Annotated in this window: 16 protein-coding genes; 12 read left to right on the top strand and 4 right to left on the bottom strand. The window is 51.7% G+C overall.

Annotated elements, in window-relative coordinates; all coding sequences use genetic code 11:
• Nucleotides 1-5: 5 nt before the first annotated feature.
• Both T325_RS00655 and T325_RS00650 read right to left on the bottom strand, forming a co-directional pair.
• Complete coding sequence (locus T325_RS00655) at nucleotides 6-1,079, bottom strand: AAA family ATPase (protein ID WP_197051288.1); 1,074 nt, start codon at nucleotides 1,077-1,079, stop codon at nucleotides 6-8.
• Nucleotides 1,080-1,175: 96 nt separating this feature from the next.
• On the bottom strand, nucleotides 1,176-1,439 hold the full coding sequence (locus T325_RS00650) for a hypothetical protein (RefSeq protein WP_036909562.1): 264 nt from the start codon (nucleotides 1,437-1,439) through the stop codon (nucleotides 1,176-1,178).
• Between the two features lie 233 nt (nucleotides 1,440-1,672).
• Here T325_RS00650 and T325_RS00645 point away from each other — a divergent pair, with 233 nt between their 5' ends.
• The 3 genes from T325_RS00645 (at nucleotide 1,673) to T325_RS00635 (ending at nucleotide 6,186) form a co-directional block, all read left to right on the top strand.
• Nucleotides 1,673-2,947 (top strand): DegT/DnrJ/EryC1/StrS family aminotransferase, encoded by a 1,275-nt coding sequence (locus T325_RS00645; protein ID WP_036909560.1) that lies wholly within the window; start codon nucleotides 1,673-1,675, stop codon nucleotides 2,945-2,947.
• A 217-nt stretch (nucleotides 2,948-3,164) separates the two neighbouring features.
• On the top strand, nucleotides 3,165-4,184 hold the full coding sequence (pseB, locus tag T325_RS00640; RefSeq protein ID WP_036909559.1) for a UDP-N-acetylglucosamine 4,6-dehydratase (inverting): 1,020 nt from the start codon (nucleotides 3,165-3,167) through the stop codon (nucleotides 4,182-4,184).
• Between the two features lie 22 nt (nucleotides 4,185-4,206).
• Nucleotides 4,207-6,186 (top strand): polysaccharide biosynthesis protein, encoded by a 1,980-nt coding sequence (locus T325_RS00635; RefSeq protein WP_036909557.1) that lies wholly within the window; start codon nucleotides 4,207-4,209, stop codon nucleotides 6,184-6,186.
• A gap of 40 nt (nucleotides 6,187-6,226) precedes the next feature.
• Here the strand turns inward: T325_RS00635 and nagB are convergent, their stop codons facing one another.
• Nucleotides 6,227-7,021: a glucosamine-6-phosphate deaminase gene (gene nagB, locus T325_RS00630; protein ID WP_036909556.1), complete on the bottom strand. Its 795-nt coding sequence runs from the start codon at nucleotides 7,019-7,021 to the stop codon at nucleotides 6,227-6,229.
• A 248-nt stretch (nucleotides 7,022-7,269) separates the two neighbouring features.
• Between nagB and hflX the strand changes: the two genes are divergently transcribed.
• The 6 genes from hflX to T325_RS00605 all read left to right on the top strand — a co-directional run bounded on the left by hflX (nucleotide 7,270) and on the right by T325_RS00605 (nucleotide 16,896).
• The gene (hflX, locus tag T325_RS00625) at nucleotides 7,270-8,625 is read left to right on the top strand and encodes a GTPase HflX (RefSeq protein WP_036909554.1); all 1,356 of its coding nucleotides are present in this window, start codon (nucleotides 7,270-7,272) and stop codon (nucleotides 8,623-8,625) included.
• Nucleotides 8,618-10,471, top strand: a complete 1,854-nt coding sequence (locus T325_RS00620) for a DUF4954 family protein (protein ID WP_051949659.1) — start codon at nucleotides 8,618-8,620, stop codon at nucleotides 10,469-10,471. Before hflX ends, T325_RS00620 begins: the two co-directional genes overlap by 8 nt.
• Nucleotides 10,455-10,646, top strand: coding sequence for a four helix bundle protein (locus T325_RS12500; protein ID WP_081910988.1), 192 nt, complete (start codon nucleotides 10,455-10,457; stop codon nucleotides 10,644-10,646). The genes T325_RS00620 and T325_RS12500 overlap by 17 nt, the downstream gene beginning before the upstream one ends.
• A 19-nt stretch (nucleotides 10,647-10,665) precedes the next feature.
• Complete coding sequence (locus T325_RS00615) at nucleotides 10,666-13,581, top strand: M16 family metallopeptidase (RefSeq protein WP_051949617.1); 2,916 nt, start codon at nucleotides 10,666-10,668, stop codon at nucleotides 13,579-13,581.
• Between the two features lie 59 nt (nucleotides 13,582-13,640).
• On the top strand, nucleotides 13,641-15,290 hold the full coding sequence (locus tag T325_RS00610; RefSeq protein WP_036909551.1) for a fumarate hydratase: 1,650 nt from the start codon (nucleotides 13,641-13,643) through the stop codon (nucleotides 15,288-15,290).
• 178 nt (nucleotides 15,291-15,468) lie between these two features.
• A complete protein-coding gene (locus tag T325_RS00605; RefSeq protein ID WP_036909550.1) occupies nucleotides 15,469-16,896 on the top strand; it encodes a M6 family metalloprotease domain-containing protein in 1,428 nt (475 codons plus the stop codon).
• Between the two features lie 18 nt (nucleotides 16,897-16,914).
• Here the strand turns inward: T325_RS00605 and T325_RS00600 are convergent, their stop codons facing one another.
• Entirely contained in the window at nucleotides 16,915-19,422 is a 2,508-nt protein-coding gene (locus T325_RS00600; protein ID WP_036909549.1) for an ATP-dependent Clp protease ATP-binding subunit, read from the bottom strand.
• Nucleotides 19,423-19,707: 285 nt separating this feature from the next.
• Between T325_RS00600 and T325_RS00595 the strand changes: the two genes are divergently transcribed.
• The 3 genes from T325_RS00595 to T325_RS00585 all read left to right on the top strand — a co-directional run bounded on the left by T325_RS00595 (nucleotide 19,708) and on the right by T325_RS00585 (nucleotide 23,874).
• Nucleotides 19,708-20,301 carry a TetR/AcrR family transcriptional regulator gene (locus T325_RS00595; protein ID WP_036909548.1) on the top strand — a complete coding sequence of 198 codons (594 nt, stop codon included), beginning with the start codon at nucleotides 19,708-19,710 and terminating at the stop codon, nucleotides 20,299-20,301.
• Nucleotides 20,302-20,330: 29 nt separating this feature from the next.
• A complete protein-coding gene (locus T325_RS00590; protein WP_036910022.1) occupies nucleotides 20,331-21,320 on the top strand; it encodes an Acg family FMN-binding oxidoreductase in 990 nt (329 codons plus the stop codon).
• A 103-nt stretch (nucleotides 21,321-21,423) separates the two neighbouring features.
• Entirely contained in the window at nucleotides 21,424-23,874 is a 2,451-nt protein-coding gene (locus T325_RS00585) for a TonB-dependent receptor (RefSeq protein ID WP_231622164.1), read from the top strand.
• The last annotated feature ends 64 nt before the right edge of the window (nucleotides 23,875-23,938 follow it).

Raw genomic sequence — 23,938 nt, 5'->3', positions numbered from 1 at the left:
GTAGCTCATCTCGGGGGCATGATGATGACGATGCGGTGGTGGCGGTCGTAGGTCTTCTTGACGATTCCTTTGCTTTCTGCATCTTCGAACACTTTGTAGTAGTACTGTTTCTGCTTGATGTTGCTCAGCTGTTGCACGGCGTTCTTCAGGTCGTCGTAGCCCATCACCGACCTGCCTGCCATGGCATCGGCGAACAGCTTCGTCAGGTTCCATTCCCAGCCCTGTTCCGACTGGGGGCTGTCGATGAGGTAGTTGGGGTTGAAGGCTTCTGTCTTGTCCGTATTTTTCGCCATAAACTGTCCCCTCTCGTTCCTGGGCTGGGTGTCGGGTCTCTTGGCTGCGTAGGGGATGCCCTTGTCGTTCACCTGGTAGTACATCCGCTCGTCGAGGCTCGTCTTTCGTGACGTCGACAGCTCTACCGACATCGTCGAGGTCCCGAAGACCTTCTCACAGACAAACACCTCATACGACTTCTGGAGTATTACCGTGCCGAGCCACCCCCTGAGGTTGCTTTTCTCACCAGTACGGTTCAGGTGGATGATGGTGGTGATGTTGCAGTTGTAGTCGTCAGCCAGTTGTAATAAATGTTCTATCAGCTCGATGGCCTTCGGACCGTCGTTGATGTCGGGCAGCAGGTCGGCAATACCGTCGATGATGACGATGTCGGGGCGGTAGGTCCTGATGGCCACCTGCAGCTCCTCCTGACGCTCCTGCCATGTGAACGCCCTGACGTTGAACACGAAGAACTGCCGGTCGAGATCCTGACCTTTCGCCATCTGGAAGACCCTGTTGGCGAGGATGTGCTTGGTGGTCTGCTTGCTCTCTTCGGTGTCATACCACATCACTTTGAGCGGCTGCTCTGCGACACGTTCCAGTTCGAGCATCCTCCGGTTGTCCTCAGCCGTGTTGGCGCCACAGGCCATGAGCATCGAGGATAAGAAGGTCTTCCCGCCTTTGGCAGGGCCCGTGATGCTGGTCAGGTCTTTCCTCGGAAAACAGGGTCTCCCGAAGAATCTCATCATAAACTCCTCCGTGGGCAGGTTGCTCTCAGAGGTGATGCGGCAACTGTCGAGCTTCAAGAGCTCGGGTGTGATCTCCGAGGCCTCGCCGGCATGGGCGAGTTCCTCTAAAACAAGTGAATCTGTTTCTCTCATGAAAGTAGGTGGATTCTGGGTTTAAGCATTTTCCGTTTCATCTGTAGTCTTCTTGTCGTTGCTAAACAGCAGGAAGTCGTACTCTGCCGATTTGTCGACGATGGTGTGGTAAATGTCCTTCATCATCTTTTCAAACTCCGACTCCGTCATGTTCAGACACATGGCGTAGAAGAGTATGATTAACTGCGAGGCTTTCATACTGGCAATGCCGCTTTCGGTTAATTTACCACGATTGATGTGACAGGTGTTGCTGATTCTCGTCAAACGACCTCTTTCATGTCTCATACACATGAAAATAATTCTAAAGATTTTTTCGATAAATTTTTTTTTCATATTATATTTTTAGTTTCGTGTGCCCATCACTGAATGGGCCTGCAAAATTATGATTATTTTTCCGAATAACGGTTAGTACATGTAATAACGAAAATAATAACTTTAAGAATTATTTTAGATAAATTAATAAAACTCTTGGTGAGTTTCGTCAAAAAAGCGCTAATTTTGCCGCCAAATTAGTGAATATGAATAAAAGAATATATCTGTGCTTGGCCCACATGAGTGAGTCGGGTATGGAAAAAAAATATATTCAAGAGGCTTTTGACACTAACTGGGTGGTTCCCCTTGGACCGAATGTCAACGGCTTCGAGAAAGACTTGGAAACGTTTGTCTCTCTGAACGATAAGGGAGAAAAGACGAACAGCAAACGTGTGGTGGCGCTGAGTGCGGGAACAGCTGCCGTGCATCTGGCATTGATTGCCTGCGGCGTTGGTCCTGGCGATGAGGTGCTGGTGCAGAGCTTTACTTTCTGTGCGTCGTCGCATCCCGTCACCTACCTCGGTGCAACACCGGTGTTCGTCGACTCAGAGAAAGATACCTGGAACATGGACCCCGACCTGCTCGAGGAGGCCATCAAAGACAGAATCGCCAAGACCGGAAAGACGCCGAAGGCCATTGTGCCCGTGGCACTCTATGGTATGCCCTATCAGATAGACCGTATCATGGAGATTGCCAGTCGCTACGATATCCCCGTGATAGAGGATGCCGCAGAGGGTTTCGGCTCTCGTTATAAGGGGCAGGCGCTGGGTACGTTCGGCAGGTATGGTGTGCTGTCGTTCAACGGCAATAAGATGATTACCACCTCTGGTGGCGGTGCGCTGATCACCCCTGATGACGATGCGTGGCGCGAGGTGATGATGTATGCCACCCAATACCGTGAGAGCTACCCTTATTATCAGCATGAGAAAATCGGTTACAACTACCGTATGAGTAATATATGCGCAGGTATCGGGCGCGGTCAGATGACGGTGGCTAATGAGCATATCGCCCATCATCAGCATGTGCAGAAGCTCTACGAGGAGCTGTTGGCCGGTGTCTCTGGCGTCACAGTGCATTCCCAGCCCGCTAACGGTGATTACGACTCCAACTACTGGCTCTGCACCATCACGCTCGATGCTTCGCTGCGTGTGAAGGGGCAGGAACAGGCCTATAAGACCGTCGTGACCGGTGCTGTGGGCGGTGCGGCAGGTGTCACTCATGAAGCGTCTGCAGCCGTTACAGACTGTCAGCCCAACGACAATGTAGAGGCCATGCGCGTGGTGCTCGACCAGGCGGGTGTCGAAGCCCGTCCTGTGTGGAAACCCATGCACAAACAGCCTGTCTATAAGGATGCTCCGGCTTATGTCAATGGTGTCAGTGAGGCGATCTTCAAGGTCGGTCTGTGTCTCCCTGCGGGACCGTATGTCACCGATGAGGATGTACGCTACATCGTCGATATTATCAAGGGGAGTATTTTGTAAATATCATACTTATTCGTACCTTTGACCTTCTAGAAAAGGTCGAAATTAGGCTGCATCGAGAAAAAACCCAAATAATATTTGGTTTTCTGCTCGATTTGCACTAATTTTGAGGGGCGACTCGAAGGTACTTCCGCTCGAAAACAAAAATAAATTCGGATTTATTTTGTGTTTTACTCACTTATTCGTACCTTTGCAGGCAAAAATAGAAAACGATTATATGTTAAACGGAAAAACAGTTTTGATTACGGGAGGTACAGGCTCCTTTGGTAATAAATTCGTTGAAACAATCCTGAGAGATTATCCTAACGTGAAGAAAATCATTATCTTCTCACGTGGGGAGTTGAAGCAATATAACATGAGGCAGAAGTATCCGGCAAAGGACTATCCGATGCTGCGCTTCCTGATTGGTGACGTTCGTGATGGCGAGCGCCTGAAGACCGCCTGCGACGGCGTGGATGTGATTATCCATGCCGCAGCCATCAAACAGGTGGATACTGCCGAGTACAATCCCCGTGAATGTATCAAGACCAACGTGAACGGTGCCGTCAATGTGATTAACGCTGCGATAGAGTGCGGCGTGAAGGACATCGTCGCCTTGTCAACAGATAAGGCCTGTGCGCCGAACAGCCTTTATGGTGCTACCAAACTGACATCGGACAAGCTTTTCATTGCTGCCAATAACATCAAGGGCTCACGCGACATCCGCTTCTCGGTGGTTCGCTACGGTAACGTGATGGGCAGCCGCGGTTCGGTGATTCCTTTCTTCATCAAGCTGCGCGATGAGGGTGCAACGGAGCTTCCTATCACCGATCCGCGTATGACACGTTTCAACATCTCTCTGCAGGAGGGTGTCGATCTGGTGATGTGGGCACTTGGACACCATGTGGGTGGTGAACTGTTTATCCCAAAGATCCCTTCTTATAGAATCACCGACGTGGCCACTGCCATCGCACCGAACCTGAAGCAGGTAGAGGTGGGTATCCGTCCGGGTGAGAAGCTGCACGAGGAGATGATCACCAAGACAGATGCGATGAACACCATCGATATCGGTAAGTATTATGCGATTCTCCCTTCTGTCGCCTTCAACCATACGACAGAGGAGTATCTTGAACATCACAAAGGAACATGGGTTCCCAAGGATTTCTATTACAGTTCTGATCATAACGAGGATTGGGAGACCGTTGAGACGCTCCGCGCAAAATTCAAGAAGATTATACCTGGCTTCGAAGTAAAGTAGGACAATCCCCCCCCGACAGACTATGGAATTCCTAAAGAAAATCGTCAACTGGTATTTCCGGAAGAACTCCCTGCCGTATTGGTGCATCTTCCTCATCGACGGTGTGATACTGATGCTCTCGGGTCTTTTCAGCTATTGGATGTTTGCCAACTGGGCTGACCTGTCGCAGCAGATCGATGGTGTGTTCTGTAGTCTGATGGTCTATGTGCTGCTGAGTGTCGTGGGCACGCGCGTGTTCCATACCTATGCGGGTATCGTCCGCTATTCGTCGTTTATCGACCTGCAGCGTGTGGCCTATGCCAACACGCTGTCACTGGTATTGGCCATCGGCGTCCATTTCCTGATGTATGATGCGCCCAAGCCGCTCTTCGTGCCGCTGCATGTGCGTCACCTGTTGGTGATGTTCCTGCTGGCCACCCTCCTGATGTGGGCTGTGAGAGTACTGGTGAAGTCGCTTTACGACCTGACGACGTTCGACGTGCGGGCAACCAAGGCGCTGATATTCGGTGTGACCTCGGATGCTGTCGGACTGGCCAAGAATATCCGTAGTCAGCGGCCCAGGCGATTCGCCGTGAAGGGCTTCATCACCACGACATCCCGTTATAAGCACAACCGGTTGCTGGGAGAGCGCGTGTACAGTCTTGACGAGGATATGCGCGAGATTGTCTATACGCACAATATCGAGGCGGTACTGGTGTCGCCCCAGCGTGCTAATGTGTTCCGTGAGAACCAGGAGCTGCAGAACGTCCTGATAGGTATGGGCGTCAGTATCTATATGGCGCAGGGAACCAAGGAGATACGTGCCGATGGCGGTCTGCTGTCGGACGACGACTACGAGGGCTATCAGTTGAAAGAGGTGTCGGTAGAGGACCTGTTGCCCCGCGATGAGATCAGGGTGGACATGGCCTCGGTCGGTGAGCTGTTGTGCGGTAAGCGCATCCTGATTACGGGTGCCGCCGGTAGCATCGGTTCTGAGATGGTGCGCCAGATAGCGGTATATAAGCCTGCTGCCATGATGCTGATCGACCAGGCGGAGACCCCCGAGCACGACATCCGTCTGATGATGAAACGGGAGTTCCCTAACGTCAAGGCAGAGACCCTGGTGACGAACATCTGTCACCGCTCGCGTATGGAGCAGGTGTTCGAGACCTTCAAGCCCCACTATGTGTTCCATGCCGCTGCCTATAAGCATGTGCCTATGATGGAGAACAACCCCAGCGAGGCCGTGCTCAATAATATCTATGGTACGAAGGTGATTGCCGACCTGAGCGTGAAGTCGGGCGTGAAGAAGTTCGTGATGATATCGACGGATAAGGCCGTGAACCCCACGAACGTGATGGGCTGTTCGAAGCGTATCTGTGAGATCTATGTCCAGGCGCTCGACCGTATGCTGAAGATCGAGCAGCTGAAGCAGAAGCCGTCCTCTTCGTCGAAGAAACAGCATTACTACACGCAGTTCGTGACCACACGTTTCGGTAATGTGCTGGGCTCGAACGGTTCGGTGATACCCCTGTTCAGAGAGCAGATCAGAAACGGCGGTCCTGTGACGGTGACCGACGAGCGTATCGTGCGTTATTTCATGCTTATCCCCGAGGCCTGTAAGCTGGTGCTCGAGGCCGGCACCAAGGGTAACGGCGGTGAGATCTTCGTGTTCGACATGGGCCGTCCGGTGAAGATTGCCGACCTGGCAGCGAGAATGATCAAGCTCTCGGGAGCCAAGAACGTAGAGATCAAGTATACGGGTCTGCGCGACGGTGAGAAACTCTATGAGGAGATGCTCAACGACAAGGAGAAGACAAAGCCTACCTTCCATGAGAAGATACGTATCGCCAAGGTGCGTGAGTATGACTATGAACAGGTGGCGAAGGATATTGACGAACTGATTGAGATCTCGAAGCAGTATGATGACATCGCGACGGTTCGTAAGATGAAAGAGATTGTCCCGGAATACAAGAGTGAGAACTCACCCAGATACGAGAAACTGGATAAGGAGAAACAATAAAAAATCCCCGCCAATCGGCGGGGATTTTTTATTTACAACATTACAACAGATTGTCCTGTTCGATGTCCTTGAAATACTTGTAGGTGCTGACCTTGAGTTCGTCGGCAGCTTCCTCGTCGCTGACGATGATACCATGCTCGTGCATCTGAAGGGCAGAGATGGTCCACATGTGGTTGACAGCTCCCTCTACGGCAGCCTGCATGGCGCGGGCCTTACCATGACCGTTCACCAGGATCATCACCTCGCGGGCATCCATCACGGTACCTACACCGACTGTCAGGGCGTGGGCAGGCACGTTCTCGGGCTTGCCGCCGAAGAAACGGCTGTTGGCGATGCGGGTGTCGGTGGTGAGGGTCTTCATGCGGGTTCTTGAGCGCAGCGAAGAGCCTGGCTCGTTGAATGCGATATGACCGTCGGGACCGATACCGCCGATGAACAGGTCGATGCCGCCGGCTTCCTTGATCATCTCCTCATAATGCTTGCACTCTTCCATGAGGTCGGGCGCATTACCGTTGAGGATGTGGATGTTCTCCTTCGGGCAGTCGATATGATCGAAGAGGTTGCGGGCCATGAAAGCGTGGTAGCTCTCAGGATGAGCCTCGGGAAGACCTACATATTCGTCCATGTTGAAGGTGATGACGTTCTTGAAAGAAACCTTACCGGCACGGTTGGCCTCGACGAGAGCATTATACATGCCGACGGGAGAAGAACCCGTGGGAAGGCCGAGTACGAATTTGTGGTCGGGGGTGGGGTTGAAACTGTTGATACGTTCGATGACGTGGTTAGCAGCCCACTGTGACATTTTCTGATAGTCACTCTGAATGATTACTCTCATAATGAAATTGTTTTTGGTTATTTATGATTTTGGCTACAAAAATACAATGAAATATTCTTTTTAGGCACGGATTAACACGGATTAACACGGAAATTTTTCAAACGAGCGGAGAAAACGCTATCTTTGCAGAAAAATGGAGACATGGAGACAAGGAGACATGTAGACAGGACATTACTCCATAGGCAGAACTCCCGCTATACATATGTCTTGAACTCCTTGAACTCCTTGTTTACATGTGTACTTGAATAATGAAAGAATTTGTAATATCAGAAGCGAAGGCGGAGACTGCGGTATTGGTAGGTCTGATTACCAAGGAACAGGACGAAGCCAAGACCAAGGAATATCTCGACGAACTGGAGTTCCTGGCGGACACGGCCGGCGCTGTGACCGTGAAGCGCTTTACCCAGAAGGTCGGCGGACCCAGTCAGACAACGTATGTGGGCAGTGGTAAGCTGCTCGAGATCAAGGAATATATCAAACAGTGTCAGGACGCCTACGACGAATGGCTGGACGCTCAGGATGCCTCGCTCTTTGCCGAGGGACTGCTCGACGAGAGCAACGCGCCCCAGCCCGTGGGTATGGTGATCTTCGACGATGAGTTGAGTGCCAAGCAGATCCGTAACATAGAGAAGGAACTGCAGGTGAAGATCCTCGACCGTACATCCCTGATCCTCGACATCTTCGCCATGCGTGCCCAGACGGCAGAGGCTAAGGCGCAGGTGGAGCTCGCCCAGCATCGTTATATGCTGCCCCGACTGCAGCGCCTGTGGACCCACCTGGAGCGTCAGGGCGGCGGCTCAGGTAGTGGTGGCGGAAAGGGTTCCGTAGGTCTTCGCGGTCCTGGTGAGACCCAGCTGGAGCTCGACCGTCGTATCATCCTGCAGCGTATCACCCTGCTGAAGCAGCGACTGGCTGAGATCGACAAGCAGAAGACCACCCAGCGCAAGAACCGCGGTCGACTGATCCGTGTGGCACTGGTGGGCTATACTAACGTGGGTAAGAGTACCACGATGAATCTGTTGGCTAAGAGTGAGGTGTTTGCAGAGAACAAGCTCTTCGCTACGCTCGATACCACCGTCCGTAAGATGACCATCGATAACCTGCCCTTCCTGTTGGCAGACACCGTAGGATTCATCCGTAAGTTGCCCTCCGACCTGGTGGAGTCGTTCAAGTCGACCCTCGACGAGGTGCGCGAGGCCGACCTGCTGGTGCATGTGGTGGACATCTCGCATCCCGACTTCGAGGAGCAGATTCATGTGGTGGAGGAGACTCTGCAGGAGCTGGGCTGTGCCGACAAGCCTGTCATACTGGTGTTCAACAAGATCGACGCCTATACCTGGACGCCGAAGGAGGAGGACGACCTGACGCCCATGACGAAGGAGAACCTGACACTTGAGGATCTTGAGAAAACGTGGATGGGAAAGTTAGGGAGACAGGGAGACAAGGAGACAAGTAGTGCAGGACATTACCTGGAGTGCCTGTTTATAAGCGCCAAGCAGAAAGAGAACATCGACCAGTTGCGCGAGGTGCTCTACAAACGTGTCCGTGAGTTGCACGTACAGAAATATCCGTATAATGACTTTTTATACCAAGATTATGAATAACTATAGACACTTAACCCCGACAGAGATTGAAATCCTGGAGAAGAACGTCTGCTGGGCGGAAGACTGGCAGCGCGTGATGGTTGACGAAGACTTCAAACCCTATAATTTCCACCGTGTGATCTTCTATGGCGACATCCGACTGGGCGCCTTCAATAAGATGGTGGAGGTGAGCAAAGGGTTCGTGAAGCACTCGGGCATCAACGATGCCACGCTGCGAAACGTCACCGTGGGCAACGACTGTCTGATAGAGAAAGTAGGAAACTATATCAACAACTATACCATCGGTAACGACTGTTACATCTCGAACATCTGTACGCTCGAGACCACCGACGACGCCACATACGGCGAGGGCAGTGTGATCTCCGTGCTCAACGAGATGGGCGATGGTAATGTGACCATCTTCCGTGAGCTGAACAGTCAGGTGGCCTGGCTGATGGTGAAGCATGAGCGCGACAAGGAACTGAGGCAGCGTCTGCATCAGATGATTGAAGACGAGTTGCGGGTGTCGCGTCCTGACCGTGGCTATATCGGAAACAACGTGAAGATCATCAACGCCAAGGATATCACTAACACCATCATCAAGGGCGACTGTGAGATCAGTGGCGCTGCCCGTCTGAGTGAGTGTACGGTGATGAGCTCGACCGATGCCCCTGTGTTCATCGGTACGGGTGTCATCTGCGAGAACTCGATTATCTGCGACGGCTGCTCGATCAACAACTCGGTGAAGATGCAGGACTGCTTTGTGGGTGAGGCCTGTCAGATTACCAACGGTTTCACAGCCGAGGCCAGCCTGTTCTTTGCCAACTCGTTCATGGCCAATGGTGAGGCATGTGCCGCCTTCTGCGGACCGTTCTCTGCCTCTCACCACAAGAGCTCGCTGCTGATTGGCGGTGAGTTCTCGTTCTATAACGCCGGTTCGAACACCAACTTCTCGAACCATGCCTATAAGATGGGACCGCTGCACTACGGTACCCTGGAGCGTGGTACGAAGACGGCCTCTGGCTCGTATGTGCTGATGCCCGCCACCATCGGTGCCTTCTCAGTCTGCTTCGGTAAGCTGATGCACCATCCTGACACCCGTAACCTGCCGTTCTCTTATCTGATGGCGTATGGCGACGAGTGCTACCTGGTGCCGGGACGTAACATCACCACCGTGGGACTGTATCGTGACATCAAGAAATGGCCCAAGCGCGACAAGCGTTCCAAGTTGTCGCGTAAGAGTATCATTAACTTCGACTGGCTCTCGCCCTTCACCGTGGGAGAGATCATGGAGGGTATCAAGATCCTGAAAGCCCTGCGTGAGGCGTCGGGAGATAATGTGTCGACCTACAACTTCCACGAGTACGTGATCAACGCCTCGTCGTTGCGCAAGGGACAGAAATACTACGATATCGCCCTGCGTATCTATATGGGTGCCGTGCTGAAGCGTGCCCAGAAGGAAGGTTATATCGGTGTGCCTGAGAGTACGGTAGGGCAGGGCAAGTGGATTGACATGAGCGGTCTGCTGCTGCCCGAGAGTGAGGAACAGCGGCTGATCGACGACATCAAGACGGGGGCCATCGATAACATCCAGCAGGTGCTCGACCGCTTTGCCGACATCAACAACAACTACAGTGACTACCGTTGGGCATGGAGCTACCAGATGATTCTGGACTATTACCATCTCGATGAACTTGACGCCGCTGCCTGTGAGCGTATCCGTGAAGACTATGTGAGAGCCCGTCGTGCCTGGATTGCAGAGATCCGCAAGGATGCAGAGAAGGAATATCAGATGGGTGACGTGGACAAGGATGTGCTCGATGAGTTTGTAGAAAAATTAGACCACGAGATTGACTACGAGAACTAATCTTTGTGATGAAAAAAAGGAATTTGTTATATCAAAACAACTTTATCGAAGTGCAACAAGTATTGGTGCCAACATAGCTGAGAGTACATATGCTCAGAGTGATGCCGATTTTGTGCACAAGTTAAAGTTATCTCTTAAAGAAGCAAGCGAGAGTAAAGTACAATCATTAATATAATTAATAAAATTGAAGCAAAATGAAGAATATTAAGTGCTTAGTTTTTATACTTTTTTACCTTTTTGCCTTTTTACCTTTACAGGTTCAGGCTAAGGATTACAAGTATGAGACCGTAAACGGAGACCTTATGAAGGCCAGGATCTACACCTTGGACAACGGACTGAAGGTGTACCTGTCTGTAAACAAAGAGAAACCACGTATCCAGACTTATATCGCCGTGCGAACGGGTTCGAAGAACGACCCTGCAGAGACAACAGGTCTGGCTCACTATCTGGAGCACCTGATGTTCAAGGGTACCAAACAGTTCGGTACCAACAACTACGAGGCAGAGAAGCCTTTGCTCGACGAGATTGAACAGCGTTATGAGGCATATCGCAAGCTGACCGATCCCGAGGCCCGTAAGCAGGCCTACCACGAGATCGACTCAGTGAGTCAGGTGGCTGCCCAGTACTTCATCCCCAATGAGTACGACAAGCTGATGGCGACCATCGGTTCTGAGGGCTCGAACGCCTATACCTCGAACGATGTGACCTGTTATATGGAGAACATCCCCGCCAACGAGGTGGACAACTGGGCCAAGATCCAGGGCGACCGTTTCCAGAACATGATCATCCGTGGTTTCCACACGGAGCTCGAGGCGGTGTACGAGGAGTATAATATCGGACTGACCAGTGATCAGCGTAAGCTGTACTACACCATCAGTAAGATGCTGTGGCCAAACCATCCTTACGGTACACAGACCACTATCGGTACGCAGGACCACCTGAAGAATCCTTCGATTACGAATATCAAGAACTACTTTGACAAGTGGTACCGTCCCAACAACGTGGCCATCTGTATGGCTGGTGATCTGGATCCCGAGAAGACCATCGCCATCATCGACAAGTATTTCGGCGGTTGGAAGCCCGGTGCCGACGTCAAGCAGCCGACATTCGCACCACTGACACCGCTGACACAGCCCAAGGATTCCACTGTGGTAGGACAAGAGGCTGAGCGCGTATGGGTGGCTTGGCGTGCCAAGGAGGCCAGCAGTCTGCAGTCTGATACACTGTCTCTGTTGACGAGCGTGCTGAGCAACGGTCGTGCCGGACTGTTCGACCTCGCCTTGAACCAGACGATGAAGTTGCAGAGTGCAAGTGCTGATCTGGAGGCGATGCGCGATCATAGTGCTTTCATAGTAATGGGTACACCTAAGCAGGGACAGGGGCTGGAAGAGGTGCGCAGTCTGATGCTGGGCGAGATCGACAAGCTGAAGAAAGGCGACTTCCCCGACAACCTGTTGCCAAGTATCATCAACAATTACAAGCGTAGCTATAACCAGTTGTTGGAGGACAACCGAGGACGTGCTAATATGTTTGTAGACGCCTTTATCCAGGAGGTGGACTGGAAAGAAGCGGTAGAGGCTATCGACCGCGTATCGAAGATTAGCAAACCGGAGCTGGTGGCCTTTGCCAATCAGTTCTTCACTGACGGCTATGTGACCGTGTTCAAGAAGCAGGGCACAGACAGTTTGCAGAAGAAGATCGACAAGCCTGCCATCACGCCGATTCCCACCAACCGCGACCAGGTGAGTCAGTTCGTGAAGGACATCCAGAACACAGAGGTGGAGCCTATCCTGCCTCAGTTCGTGGACTTCAAGAAAGATCTGACCGTGGGTAAGGTAGGTAAGAACCTGCCGATGTACTATATCAAGAACACTACGAACGGACTGTTTAACCTGACGTTCTACTATGACTTCGGTCAGAGTGCCGATAAGCGCTATGATGTAGCGTCTGATTATATCAGACTGTTGGGTACTGACAAACTGAGTGCCGCAGAACTGCGCCAGAAGTTCTATGAGCTGGCGTGCGACTGGTCGTTGAATGTGGGTACCGAGAATATCACCGTGAATCTGTTTGGCTTGAACGAGAACATGCCTGCCGCACTGGCACTGCTCGAGGACCTGTTTAAGAATGTAAAGGTCGATAAGGCTGCCTACGACCAGATGGTGGACCTGACCTTGAAGAGTCGTGACGATGCCAAGAAGAGTCAGCAGAGCTATTTCTCATATCTGTATAACTATGCTGCCTTCGGTGAGCATAATGCCTATCGCGACCTGGTGAGCGAGCAGCAGTTGAAGGAAACCGATCCGCAGGTGTTCGTCGATCTGCTGAAGACCCTGAGCAATTACGATCATAAGGTGGTGTACTATGGTCCGCTGAGTGAGAAAGAGGCTACTACCGCTATTGGCAAGGCACACCAGACAGCCAAGAAGTTGGCTGCTGTGCCTGAGAACAAGCCTTACCTGAACCAGCTCGCTACCGAGAACGAGGTGTTGATCGCACCTTACGATGCCAAGAATATCTATATGCGTATGTACCACAATGAGGGTCGTAACTGGAATCCTGAAGAGGCCGCTGTACAGGAAGTGTTCAACGAGTACTTCGGTAGTGGTATGAATGGTATCGTGTTCCAGGAGATGCGTGAGGCCCGTGGACTGGCTTACAATGCCTATGCCTATTATATCCAGCCCAGCTGGAAAGATCGTACGGAGTGCTTTATGACCCATATCATCACCCAGAACGATAAGATGAACGACTGTATCGCACACTTTAATGAGATCCTGAACGAGATGCCAGCCAGTGAGGCTGCCTTTAAGATTGCCAAGGAGGCTGTGACCAAGCAGCTGGCCAGCAGTCGCACCACGAAGATCGGCATCTTCAATGCCTATCTCAATGCCCAGCGAATGGGACTCGATTGCAGTCAGAACGAGCTTATCTACAAGCATCTGGATAAGGTGACCCTGCAGGATATCGTGAACTTCGAGAAGGCACAGATAGCCAACAAGCCTTATCGCTATGTCATCCTGGGCGATGAGAAAGAGCTCGACATGGAGGCATTGGGTAAGATCGGTCCCATCCGTCGCCTGACCACAGAAGAAGTGTTCGGGTATTGATTAAAGGTAAAAAGGTAAAAAGTAAAGAAGTGAATTCATTTAAATAAACAAATACGATTATGGCTAAGACAGTTGATTTTAAGTATGCCCCCATGTTTCAGGTGGGCGAGGACAAGACGGAATACCGCTTGTTGACAAAAGAAGGCGTAAGCACGTCAGAGTTCGAAGGAAAACAGATTGTGAAAGTTACCAAGGAAGCACTGACACTGTTGGCCCAGCAGGCATTCCACGATGTGGAGTTCATGCTGCGTCGTGAGCATAACGAACAGGTGGCTAAGATCCTGACCGATCCTGAGGCCTCTGAGAACGATAAGTATGTAGCCCTGCAGTTCCTGCGCAATGCCGAGGTGGCTTGCAAGGGTATCCTGCCTTTCTGTCAGGACACCGGTACGGCCATCATCCACGGTGAGAAGGGTCAGCAGATCTGGACCGGTTTCGAGGATGAGGAGGCACTGAGCCGTGGTGTGTTCAACACCTTCACTCAGGACAACCTGCGCTACTCGCAGAACGCCCCTCTGAATATGTACGACGAGGTGAACACCCGTTGTAACCTGCCGGCACAGATCGATATCGAGGCTACCGAGGGTGCTGAGTATAAGTTCGTGATGGTTGCCAAGGGTGGTGGCTCGGCCAACAAGACCTACTTCTACCCCATGACCAAGGCTACGATCCAGAACGAGGGAACCCTGATTCCCTTCCTCGTAGAGAAGATGAAGAGTCTGGGTACAGCTGCATGTCCTCCATACCACATCGCATTCGTAATCGGTGGTACCTCAGCAGAGAAAAACCTGCTCACCGTGAAGCTCGCTTCGATCAAGTTCTACGACGGACTGCCCACCACAGGCGATGAGACCGGTCGTGCCTTCCGTGATATCGACCTCGAGCAGAAGCTGATCAAGGAGGCACAGAAGATCGGACTCGGTGCACAGTTCGGTGGTAAGTACCTGGCTCACGATATCCGCGTGGTTCGTCTGCCTCGTCATGGTGCCAGCTGTCCTATCGGTATGGGTGTTAGCTGCTCTGCAGATAGAAACATCAAGGCAAAGATCAATGCCGACGGTATCTGGTTGGAGAAGATGGACAGCAACCCCACAGAGCTGATTCCTGAGGAGCTGCGCAAGCCCGGTGAGGGCGGCAAGGGTATCGAGATCGACCTGAACGAGGGTATCGATGCCGTTCGTAAGGAGCTCTCTAAGTATCCCGTCTCTACCCGTGTGAACCTGAAGGGTACCATCATCGTGGCTCGTGATATCGCTCATGCAAAGCTGAAGGCTCGTCTGGATGCCGGTGAGGGTATGCCCGACTACTTCAAGAAGTACCCCGTACTGTATGCAGGACCTGCCAAGACTCCAGAGGGCTATCCTTGTGGTTCGATGGGTCCGACCACCGCTAACCGTATGGACCCATACGTTGATGAGTTCCAGGCTAATGGTGCATCGCTCGTGATGATTGCCAAGGGTAACCGCTCAGATGTCGTTACCGAGGCTTGTAAGAAGCACGGCGGTTTCTATCTCGGCACCATCGGTGGTGTAGCCGCAGTCCTCTCACAGAGCTCTATCAAGAGCATTGAGTGCGTAGAGTACCCAGAGCTGGGTATGGAGGCTGTATGGAAGATCGAGGTCGAGGACTTCCCCGCATTCATCCTTGTGGATGACAAGGGTAACGACTTCTTCAAGACCCTGAAACCATGGACGCCTTGTAAAAGGTAAAAAGGTAAAAAGGTAAAAAGGGGAAAAGAGGAAAATAAGGTCAAAAGGTATGAAGGTGAGAAAGTATATAAATATGGTAGAAATAAAACGGATCTCTATATCAAGGGGTTTGTTATTGTCTGTTTTACTTTTTTACCTTTTTACCTTTTTACCTTTAAATGCCAGCGCACAGCGGCGTATGCCTTGCGTTCGAAATATCCCTACGGACAAGGCCAAGACCCGCGCTGCGCTGGACGATCCCTCACAGGACTGGGATCCGCAGCGTATCTACCGACAGGCTGTGGTACTGATATCCTTTGCAGACACGGATTTCTCGATGGATGACCCTGCGGGCTATTATCAGCGTGTGCTGAATGAGCGGGGGTATAACGAAGGTCATGGACAGGGTTCTGTGGCTGATTATTTTCGGGACCAGTCAGACGGTCTCCTGAACCTCAAGTTCGACGTCTATGGTCCCTTTAAGGTCAGCGTCAACGCCAATTCCGGTAAAAGCAGTTATTACGGTGACGATGCGATGAGAGAGGCCTTGCAGCAATTGAAAGCCATCACTACCACCGACTTCTCCGTCTACGACTGGAATGGTGATGGTGAGGTGGAGCAGCTGGTCTTCATCGCAGCAGGTTTCACAGGCAATCAGTTGACGGGCTATATCTGGCCCAATACACAATATGCTTATGTCAAGGCCCCGGGCAATCTGGATATCGGCATGTACTCTATCAGTTGCGAGAAGTGGAAAGACGGTGCCTTATGTGGTATCGGTACCATCTGTCATGAGTTTGCCCACTGTCTGGGACTGCCTGACATCTATCCTACGGGAGGCACCTATTTCTCTGCTGTCGACGAATGGGACCTGATGGATGGTGGTAACTATACCAACAAGGGATGGTGTCCGCCGAACTTCTCTGCCATGGAGAAGATGCTCCTAGGCTGGTCGAGTCCCATCGAACTGACGACAGCCACCACCATCACAGGTATGAAACCCGTGAGTGAGGGAGGGGAGACCTATCTCATCCGCAACTCAGGCTATGCCGATGAGTATTATCTGCTTGAAAACCGCAGACAGACCAAATGGGACTATTGTATTCCCGGTGAAGGACTGGCCATCTTCCATGTCGACTTCGACAAAGAAGAATGGAGCAACAATGAAGTGAACAGCGACATGACCCACCTCCGTTATGACCTCTTCCATGCCGATGGTAAGGACTATCTCATCTGGGATCCTGAGAACAATGGCAAGGACATGAGTAAATACACGATGGACGATTGGGTGCGTAACCGTTATCTCAGTACTTCTGTCTATCCCTATACCGACCCGGTGTCGTTGGTGGTGAATGCCAGTCTGACGGATGGGACAGAGCCTGCCGCTACGCTGTTTAATGACAATGCCGACGGGGAACTGTTCATGCAGAAAGCGATCACCAACATCCGTGTGGCCAGTGACGGCAGTGTGTCGTTCGACTTCATGCAAGTGCCCTCAGGGATAGAGCCCGTCCCAGCGCTCTCAGATGGTGAGGGAGAATGGTACGACCTCCAAGGGCGAAGGTTGTCTGGTAAGCCTACGCATAAGGGTGTGTTCATCCATAACAGAAAAAAGGTTGCTCTATAATCAGAGCAACCTTTTTTCTTAATTTCTAAACACCAATCCTTCTCCAAACTCATCGATGATGATCGGTTTGGTGCGATCGACCTCATCTGCTAAGAGCTTCTTCGACAGGTCGTTGAGCACGTACTGCTGGATGGCGCGCTTTACGGGACGTGCGCCATAGTCGGGATCATAGCCCTGTTCAGCCAGGTATTTGATGGCCTGAGGCGTGCACTCCAGCGTGATGCCCTGAGGTGCCAGCATGTCCGTTACCTTCTTCATCTGCAGGCATACCACATCGCCAATCTGCTCCTTGGTGAGCGGCGTAAAGGTGATGATCTCATCGATACGGTTGAGGAACTCCGGTCGCATGGTGGCCCTGAGCTGCTCACGTGTAGCGTTCGAGGTCATGATGATGATGGTGTTCTTGAAGTTGGCCGTACGACCCTTGTTGTCGGTCAGTCGTCCGTCGTCCAACACCTGCAAGAGGATGTTGAACACGTCGGGATGAGCCTTCTCTATCTCGTCGAACAAGACTACCGAGTATGGCTTACGGCGTACAGCCTCTGTGAGCTGGCCACCCTCGTCGTAACCCACGTATCCCGGAGGTGCACCAATCAGTCGGCTCACGCTGTATTTCTCCTGATACTCACTCATGTCGATACGCGTCATCATCGTCTCGTCGTTAAACAGGTAGTCGGCCAGTGTCTTGGCGAGCTCCGTCTTACCGACACCCGTCGTACCGAGGAAGATAAACGAGGCAATCGGTCGCTTGGGGTCCTGCAGGCCGGCACGAGAACGGCGTACAGCATCGCTGACAGCTGTAATTGCCTCCTCCTGACCAATGACACGCTTATGCAGTTCCTCCTCCAGGTGAAGCAGTTTTTCGCGTTCACTCTGCATCATACGTGTCACAGGGATGCCCGTCCAGCGGCTCACCACCTCTGCGATATCATCGGCAGTCACCTCCTCGCGCACCAGTGAATCGCCATTCTGTGCTGTTGCCAGTTGTGACTGGATGGCCTTGATGTCATCCTCGAGTGCCTTCAGTTTCGAGTAGCGTATCTCAGCGACGCGGCCATAGTCGCCCTCGCGCTCAGCACGCTCAGCCTCGAGTTTCAGGTTCTCTATCTCCTGCTTGTCCTGCTGGATCTTGTTGATGAGCTGGCGCTCACCCTCCCACTTAGCACGGAACTGCGTCTCCTGTTCACGGAGCTCAGCAATATCCTTATCCAGTTGAGCAATCTTCTGGGTGTCGCCCTCGCGTTTGATGGCCTCGCGCTCAATCTCCAGCTGAGCCAGTCGGCGGGTGATCTCGTCGAGTTCCTCAGGTACGGAGTCGCGCTCCATACGCAGTTTGGCGGCAGCCTCGTCCATCAGGTCGATGGCCTTGTCGGGCAGGAATCGTTCGCTGATATAACGCTCAGACAGTTGGACGGCAGCGATACAGGCATCATCCTGTATACGTACCTTATGGTGGTTCTCGTAGCGCTCCTTCAAGCCACGCAGGATAGAGATGGCCGACAGTTCGTCGGGCTCATCCACCATCACCGTCTGGAATCGGCGTTCCAAGGCCTTATCCTTCTCGAAATACTTCTGATATTCGTTCAGGGTGGTAGCACCAATGGCTCTGAGTTCACCACGAGCCAGGGCCGGTTTCAGGATGTTGGCTGCATCCATGGCGCCCTCGCCACCACCGGCACCTACCAGTGTGTGGATCTCGTCGATGAAGAGGATGATACGGCCTTCAGCCTTCGTCACCTCATTGATGACGCTCTTCAGGCGTTCCTCGAACTCACCCTTGTACTTCGCACCAGCTACCAGCGCACCCATGTCGAGTGAGTAGAGCTGTTTGTCCTTCAGGTTCTCGGGCACGTCGCCACGTACGATTCGGCCTGCCAGACCTTCTACGATGGCAGTCTTACCCGTACCAGGTTCACCAATCAGAATCGGGTTGTTCTTAGTACGTCGTGACAGAATCTGGAGCACACGTCGGATCTCATCGTCGCGACCGATCACAGGGTCGAGCTTGCCCTGGCGTGCCAGATCCACGAGGTTCTTGGCGTACTTCTCCAACGACTGGTAATTGTCGTCGGCCGATTGTGACTGAACCTTCTGGCCCTGGCGCAGTTCCTGAATGGCTTTAGCCATGTCCTTCTCCGTGCAGCCTGCGTCTTTCATGATGCGTGAGGCTGTAGAGTTCACGTCCAGCAGAGCCAGCAGAACAGGTTCTACCGACACGAACTCATCGCCCATCTTCTGGGCTGTCTCCTGCGCACGCACGAGTACATTATTACTATCATGAGAGAGATACGGTTGTCCGCCCTGTACCTTTGGCAGGTGTTTGATCTCCTGCTCAACGAGCAGTTCAATCTGCTGGGCGTTCACACCGAGTTTCTGGAAGATGAAGTTCGTGACGTCCTTCGCCTTCTCCAATATACCCTTGAGGATATGTACAGGTTCGATGACCTGCTGGCCGTTGAGTTGGGCAGTGTTCACCGCCTGCTGTACGGCCTCTTGTGCTTTGATTGTAAATTTGTCGAGTGTCATATTTACCTCCTTTTTTATGTTTTTACCTTTCTACTTCTCTACCCTTCAATAGTTGTGCCGAGGAAGGGCTTACCGACAAATTGTCGGACTGTTCTGCCGATTTGTCGGACATCTCTCCTTGTCCTTCAGCTTCCCCAAATCCCATGTTCCCGATAGCGCCCTTTCGGTATCATAAGCGTTAACGAACAGTAAATAATCGTTGATTTTTAGCTGTTTTCTTGTGTGTTACCGAGAAGTAACATAACTTTGCAGTTACTAAGTGGTAACATACAAATAATTTGCACGATGAAAGATAGGGAAATAACAGAACAGAAGATCCTCGATGCCGTAGGCAGTATGATAGAGACAGACGGCTTCGAGTCGCTCGGCATCAATGCCGTAGCCCAGAAGGCAGGCGTCTCGAAGATGCTGATATACCGCTATTTCGGTGGTATGGACCAGTTGATTGCCAAGTATATCCTGCAGCACGACTATTGGGTGAACACCGAACTGCCTCTTCATGACATCTCAGGGGTAGGGGCGTGTCTGAAACAGATGTTCCGTGAGCAGATAGCGACGTTGCGCAGCAACATGGTATTGAAACGACTGCACCGTTGGGAACTGACTGCCGACAATGAGGTGGTGAGACTGCTCAGGGAACGGAGAGAGACCAACGGCTGTGAGCTGGTGCGTGTGGTCAGCCGACTCACCAAGTCGCCTTATGCCGAGGTGGCGGCCATGGCCACCCTGCTCTCTGCGGCCATCAGTTACCTGACGCTGATAGAGGAACAGAACAAGGTTTACAACGGTATCGACCTGTGTAGCGACGAGGGTTGGCAGCAGTTGGCGACCGGTATTGATCAGATTATAGATTTATGGGTAAAAAATAAACAACAATGAGAAAAAAATTTTTATTTTTAGTAGTAATGATGACAAGTGTGACAAATCAGTTAAACGCGCAGCGCGCTGACCTCCTGTTCATGGTAGAACACGCCATTAAGGCACCCTCAGGCCATAACACCCAGCCGTGGAAGTTCAAGATCAACGAACATAGTGTTGATATCTATCCAGACTATGGCAAGGCCCTACCTGTGGTTGACCCCGACAACCGGGAGCTCTTCGTCAGTCTGGGCTGTGCCACGGAGAACCTCTGCATCGCTGCAACCATCAAGGGCTATCGCTCGGAGGTGAGCGTCGCTGCCGATGGCTTGATACATATCGACTTGCAGCGCGACACCACCATCACCCCATCGCCGTTGTTTCCGCAGATAGCCATGCGGCAGACAAACAGAAATGTGTATGACGGACGGATCATTCCTGTCGACAGCATCGGTGAACTACAGGCGATGGAGAAGGAACCGGCGGTGGGTGTGCGCTTCTTCAGGAACGGTAGTCATGAGTTCAACATGATAGCCGACCTGATCTTGGCAGGCAACAGTCGGCAGATGGATGATGAGCACTTCATAGCAGAGCTGAAGCAATGGATGCGCTACAACAAGAAACATGCTGACGGTACGCACGACGGACTGAGCTATGCGGTGTTCGGTGCGCCCAATCTGCCCCGTTTCATCTCGCAGCCTGTCATGGGTATGTTTATCAATGGCAAACAACAGAACAAGGGTGACAGGAAGAAAATCGCCTCTTCGTCGCACCTGGTGCTGTTTACGACAGAAGCCAACACCATTGAACAGTGGGTTGCCCTGGGCAGGACGCTCGAGCGCTATCTGCTGAAGATGACGGCCATGGGTATCGCCATCGGTTATATGAACCAGCCCAACGAGGTAAAGGACCTCGCCCTTACCATGACCTCGTCGCTCGGTCTCGGTTCCCAGTATCCCACTGTGCTCATTCGTATCGGGTATAGCGAGAGGGCACCCTATTCGCAGCGCCGACCTGTTGAGACCGTGCTTCTGCCGTAATTTTTTACAATATCAAGAAATCCATATAAATGTGGATTGTATATTTTAAAGAAAAGTCGTACCTTTGCAGCGCAATTCGAAGAAAACATAAGTTGTAAAGTTGATGAATAAAAAGATTGTTTTCGTGCTTTTAGCACTGGGTGGTCAGCTTACCGCATTGGCCACCCCTCTTAGAAACTTGGATACAGAGGAGCTCAGTGATTCAAGTAAGGTTATCGACCTTGTCGAGGTTGTGGTGGTATCTCAGCCCAAGGAGCAGGTGCGTCTGCGCCTTCAGCCAGTTAGCAGTAACGTGTTTGGAGCAGAGCAGCTTCAGCAGCTTAACGTCAAGGACCTCAGTCAGCTGTCGCAGTATGTACCATCGTTTGTGATGCCATCGTATGGCTCACGCCTCACATCGTCGATGTATATCCGTGGTATCGGTTCGCGTATCAACAACCCTGCAGTAGGTGTGTATTACGACAACATCCCACTGATGTCGAAGTCGGCCTTCAACAACCACTTCTATATGCTGGACCGTGTGGATATCCTGCGTGGTCCCCAGGGGTCGCTCTATGGACAGAATACCGAGGGCGGACTGGTGCGTATCTACTCTAAGAACCCGATGAATTATCAGGGTACGGATGTCAGACTCGGTATCGGTACGGGCTTATACAGTAATGTGGAGGTGGCTCACTACCATCGTCCCAGCGACAAGCTCGCCTTCAGCGTGGCCGGCTTCTACAGCGGACTGAAGGGCTTTGTCAACAACCAGAACTTCGATCAGAAGAACGACCTCACCAACGAGGCTGGCGGAAAACTCCGTCTGATTTTCCAGCCAAATACAAAGCTGAAGTTCGACTGGACTGCCGATTATCAGTACGTCAATCAGAATGGTTTCGGCTATGGCGAGTTCCATCCGTTGGATTATCTGCCCGAGGTCTATAGCAGTTCGTTTGTACCAGCAGATCTGGATGTTAAGGACCCTGCTACTACCATCATGAACGGCTATAAGCGTAACATGTTCACCACTGGTCTGAACATCGGTTATGAGACCGAGAAGCTGCTCTTCACCTCAACCACCAGTTACCAGTATCTGAACGATCTGATGCTGATGGATCAGGACTATATGACTCCTGATTATCTGCAGCTTAATCAAGCTCAGAAGATGAACGCCATCACTCAGGAGTTCGTGCTTCGTTCGCACGATAACAGTAAGTGGCAGCATGCTACTGGTTTGTTCGCTTCATATCAGTGGCTCAACACCAATGCACCAGTACTCTTTGGTGATGCTATCACAGGTCCTATCGGCGATGCTATAGCAAATGCGATGAAGAACTCTATGCTTCAGGGTATGATAGGTCGCTTTATGGGTCAGGGTATGAGCGCTGAGGCTGCTGCGGCTGCTGCCCAGGCCGCTGTCGACAAGATGGGCGTAACCATGACTGCTGAGATGGCTGTACCAGGTGAGTACAAGACTCCAACCTGGAACTTTGCCGCTTTCCACGAGTCTAACATTCTGTTGGGCGACAACTGGAAACTGACACTGGGTTTGCGCTTTAATATAGATAAGGTGAAGATTGACTACGATGCGCTGGCCTATATGAACATGACTGGTGGTACTGCTAATGCCATTGCTACCTATCACCTCACATCTCACGTGCAGGACAGTCGCTCAAAGAGCTACACCCAGCTGTTGCCAAAGATCGGACTTACCTATAGCCTCGACGAGAACATCGGTAATATCTACGCATTGGTATCGAAGGGCTATCGCGCTGGTGGCTACAACTTCCAGATGTTTAGCGATGTGCTTAAGACCGAGTTGAATGCTAACCAGCAGAAGGCTATGCGTGGCGACTACGATGTAGAGCACACTGCTGCCGACTACGATGCTATCAACGAGACCATCGCCTACAAACCCGAGGAGAGTTGGAACTATGAGATCGGTACTCACTTGAACCTGTTTGGTGGTAGCACTCACTTCGACCTGGCTCTGTACTACATGCAGATTCGTAATCAGCAGTTGTCAATCATGGAGCCTAACAGCAACTATGGTCGTATCATGGTGAACGCTGGTAAGAGTCACTCATGCGGACTCGAGGCTACCCTGCGTGGTAAGGCTGCCGACAATGCTCTCGACTGGGCTGTAACCTATGCATTCACAAATGCTAAGTTTGATGAGTACCAGCATACCGTAGGTGGTTCTACATCTCCAAATACGGATACATTCGCTGGTGATTACGATGGCAACTATGTGCCATTCGTTCCCCAGCACACCCTGAGCGCTATGGTTGATTGGCACATCGGTAAGTTTACCATTGGTGCCAATATGAATGGTCAGGGTAAGATCTGGTGGGACGAGGCCAACACCTATAGTCAGAAGTTCTACGCCCTTGCAGGTGCACACGCCGACTACGACTTCGGCCCAGTGCTGGTATCACTCTGGGGGCGTAACCTCACCAATACGCACTACAATACGTTTGCCGTTGCATCGAGTGCAGTAAATGGAACTCACTACTTTGCCCAGAAGGCAAACCCCATACAGATCGGACTCGACGTCAACATCCATCTGTGAAAAAAACATAAATAATGCTACCTCAGGGTAGTTTCGATAAAGTCTCGTCAGTCTATATAGATGT

The sequence above is a fragment of the Prevotella sp. FD3004 genome (assembly GCF_000746155.1).
Classification (GTDB): Bacteria; Bacteroidota; Bacteroidia; order Bacteroidales; family Bacteroidaceae; genus Prevotella.
This window is presented reverse-complemented; position numbering and strand designations above follow the sequence as displayed.